This window comes from Yoonia sp. (assembly GCF_046498525.1).
Lineage (GTDB): Bacteria > Pseudomonadota > Alphaproteobacteria > Rhodobacterales > Rhodobacteraceae > Yoonia.
Map to the genome: position 1 here is coordinate 1 of NZ_JAWOAN010000242.1, position 2,857 is coordinate 2,857.

Here is a 2,857-nt window from a genome sequence, read left to right on the forward strand (position 1 = left end):
GTGGCACCCAGCATGATCTGCAATTCCGCAGGGGTCAGCGCCCAGAATTCGCGGGGTGGCAGCCGTAACTGATGCAACCCCGCCCGCATCAGGCCCGCCCAGTCCATCCGCTATTCAGGCGCAGCAAAGGCGCGCGCCAGCATCAGCGCCGCAGCCTTTGCAGCACCGACCGGACCACCGGCAATCTCGGCAGTCATCAAATCTGCCGCCGTGCCGTTCCAGCCGCCACCGCGCAAACCGGCCACCACGACGGCCAATACATCGGTGCCGGAAAAAGCAGCCCCCTCGAATCGGCGGATCAGGTCCACCAGCGATCCTTCGCCAAGCGTTGCCTCCAGCTCTGCCAGTGCCCCGAGCGTCAGCTTGCAGTCGTGCGACACGCCGTCGATCACGACAGCAACCTCACCGGTCCAGGGGTTCCCCATCAGATCAACGCCACAAAGGTCAGCGCCCCGGCAGAGGCCATGGATAATTCATAGGTCGCCTCGCCATTATGCGAGCCGGCATATTCGATCGAGGTGATCTGGAACGGCCCTTGGAGGGTGCCGAACCCCGGCACGATCACCTGAAAACCAGGTGTCTCGCCATCAAAGAAAATCTGGCGCGCGCGTTCATCCGTCGCTGCATCCTTGAACACGCCAGAGCCGGAAATCGCAGCGGTCTTCACGCCTGCCCCGCCCAGCAACTCGCGCCAGCCCCCTGTGCTTTCCAGACTGGTCACATCCACGGTTTCCGCGTTCAAGCTGATCCGCGTCGCGCGCAGGCCAGCGGCGGCTTCAAACAGCCCGTCACCGGTCATGTCAATTTTGACCAGAAGGTCCTTACCATTTTGTGCAGCCATCAGGCGTACTCCTCAAATTCAGATTTGGTTATGTGTCGTCTGCCACGCGGGCACGAAAGATCAGGTTGATCTGGCGAACAGCGCCGGTCCCGACACGGGCCGCCTTGGCCTTGTGGAAGTTCAGACAAACCAGCGTGCCGCGCTCCAGAGCCAAAGGCGCATCGACAAGCGCGTCACTTACCGCAGCTGCCGCCGCCTTGGCGGTGGCAAAACCGGCACTCTGGGTCACGACGATGACGGTGAACTGGTGCCAGGCGCCGCGTCCTGTCTGATCGGACGCATCACGCACATCCTCTGCGCCCAGCACCACATACAAGGGTGGCAAGGCGCCTGCTGGCATGGCGTCATAAATATGAGGTCCAACAAGGGCCGCCAGTGCGCCGTCTGTCGACAAGCGCTGAAAAACGGCCCTTTGAAGGGCTGCGGCGTTGCCATAACTCATGGGGCAAGCTCCTCTTCGGCATGGCACGTCAGATAGGCTGCTTTCACGCCCCATTCCGCGACGGCGAAAATCTTGAAAATGCGGGAACCGTCACGCAGGCGTTGTCCCGCAACGGGGCGCGAAGGTGCACCATACGGGGCTGCACGCACGGTGATCCGATAGGGCACCCGCGACAGGGTCGCCGCCGTCTCTGCCTTCTCGCGACCGGTCCCCGCCTTTACTTCGGCCCACAGGACACCCAAAGGCTCCCAATCGCGGGTATAGCCTCCAGCTCCGTCAGCGACCTTCAAAGGGGCCTCCAGCACGAACGAACGATTCAGTTGCGGGGTACTCATACGCGTCCCCCCATGAACAGGCGGACCGTGCGGTAGCGTTCGATCAACGCCAGTACACCCAGCGGCATCGGCGGTGCCGACCGCGATATATCATGGCGGTAGTCGTAAAAATGCGCCGCAAGCAACATCACCGCCTGCGCCAGATCAGCAGGCAGATCGGTCCACTCCGGACCAAAACCAGCCAGCAGACCAATCCGCACAGAGCCTCCGGCAGAAAGCGGCGGCAAGCGGGAACCCGAAGGCTGCAAGCATGGGCGCTGCGTGTCAGGCTCTAGATACCAGCGATCCGGATCAACCAAGGTTTCCTGCCCCTGAACATCGATCAGCGTCACCGCAATAATCGCATTTACCGGAGCCACCGGCAGCGGCTGGCGGCTTGCATCGCGCCAAGCGGTCAAGGTCCAGCTAAACGCGCGCTCGATCAGGATCTTTCCCGTCCGCGCCTCGATTGCTGCATGGGCTGCGCGCAGGTAGCTTTCCAGCATCGCATCCTGAACTCCATCGTCGGAAAACCCCGATCCCAGGCGCAAATGGTCTTTGAACTGAGCGACCGGAAGCGCCAACACAGGCACAGTGGTCTCTTCGACTAACATCATGGAATTACTCCGAAAACGCATGTACCCCAAGGGCGATAGAACCCGGACGCACCCGCCCCCCGCATTGCTCGGACGGAAGGGAACTGCTAGACAATGCGAGGATTGTCATCCAGAGAGGGACGAAATATCCGCACTCTTGAGAACCTGACAGGTGTGGATATGATTATTGATGACACACCCGAAGTGGTAGTTATTTCCGGCTTTGACCCGGTAAGAAGGGAAATTGCCCGGCTCTCACTTGAACGGCTCATTCAAAACGGCAGGATTCATCCTGCACGAATTGAAGAGGTTGTAGAAAAAGTTACTGCTGAACTTGATGAAAATATGCTCGAGGAGGGAGACAAGGCCGCGTATGAACTGGGAATTCCCGGTCTCAGCCGTGACTCACTTCTCCACATCGGCAAACTGAAGTATAGAACCAGTTATGGTCAGAACGTTCTTGACCACAGCAAACAGGTCGCAAACCTTGCGGGAATTATGGCAGGTGAATTAAAACTTGACGTTAACCTTGCAAAACGCGCAGGCCTGCTTCATGATATCGGCAAAGGAAGCGTTGTTGAAGGTGAAGGCGCGCATGCAATTATCGGCGGTGATATGGCAAAGAAATTCGGTGAAAACGAAAAAGTTGTTAACATCATTGCTT

General features: G+C 59.0%; 7 protein-coding genes. 1 reads left to right on the top strand and 6 read right to left on the bottom strand.

The genetic code is table 11. From position 1 onward, the window contains the following. From R6T97_RS14600 to R6T97_RS14625, 6 genes are all read right to left on the bottom strand, one after another. The coding region (locus R6T97_RS14600; protein ID WP_410350028.1) for a phage tail assembly chaperone at positions 1–107 on the bottom strand (107 nt) is incomplete at its 3' end. 3 nt (positions 108–110) lie between these two features. Further along, positions 111–425 (bottom strand): gene transfer agent family protein, encoded by a 315-nt coding sequence (locus R6T97_RS14605; RefSeq protein ID WP_410350022.1) that lies wholly within the window; start codon positions 423–425, stop codon positions 111–113. Continuing rightward, positions 425–841 (bottom strand): phage major tail protein, TP901-1 family, encoded by a 417-nt coding sequence (locus R6T97_RS14610; protein ID WP_410350023.1) that lies wholly within the window; start codon positions 839–841, stop codon positions 425–427. Before R6T97_RS14610 ends, R6T97_RS14605 begins: the two co-directional genes overlap by 1 nt. A gap of 28 nt (positions 842–869) precedes the next feature. Continuing rightward, positions 870–1,283 (bottom strand): DUF3168 domain-containing protein, encoded by a 414-nt coding sequence (locus R6T97_RS14615; protein ID WP_410350024.1) that lies wholly within the window; start codon positions 1,281–1,283, stop codon positions 870–872. Then, on the bottom strand, positions 1,280–1,618 hold the full coding sequence (locus tag R6T97_RS14620) for a head-tail adaptor protein (RefSeq protein WP_410350025.1): 339 nt from the start codon (positions 1,616–1,618) through the stop codon (positions 1,280–1,282). The genes R6T97_RS14615 and R6T97_RS14620 overlap by 4 nt, the downstream gene beginning before the upstream one ends. Then, entirely contained in the window at positions 1,615–2,214 is a 600-nt protein-coding gene (locus R6T97_RS14625) for a hypothetical protein (protein WP_410350026.1), read from the bottom strand. Before R6T97_RS14625 ends, R6T97_RS14620 begins: the two co-directional genes overlap by 4 nt. Positions 2,215–2,373: 159 nt before the next feature. Between R6T97_RS14625 and R6T97_RS14630 the strand changes: the two genes are divergently transcribed. Beyond that, on the top strand, positions 2,374–2,857 hold a 484-nt coding region (locus R6T97_RS14630; protein ID WP_410350027.1), incomplete at its 3' end, for an HDIG domain-containing metalloprotein.

Coding starts and splice junctions, on each gene's coding strand:
- R6T97_RS14605 (WP_410350022.1), bottom strand. CDS start 425: ATGGGGAACCCCTGGACCGGTGAGGTTGCTGTCGTGATCGACGGCGTG.
- R6T97_RS14610 (WP_410350023.1), bottom strand. CDS start 841: ATGGCTGCACAAAATGGTAAGGACCTTCTGGTCAAAATTGACATGACC.
- R6T97_RS14615 (WP_410350024.1), bottom strand. CDS start 1,283: ATGAGTTATGGCAACGCCGCAGCCCTTCAAAGGGCCGTTTTTCAGCGC.
- R6T97_RS14620 (WP_410350025.1), bottom strand. CDS start 1,618: ATGAGTACCCCGCAACTGAATCGTTCGTTCGTGCTGGAGGCCCCTTTG.
- R6T97_RS14625 (WP_410350026.1), bottom strand. CDS start 2,214: ATGATGTTAGTCGAAGAGACCACTGTGCCTGTGTTGGCGCTTCCGGTC.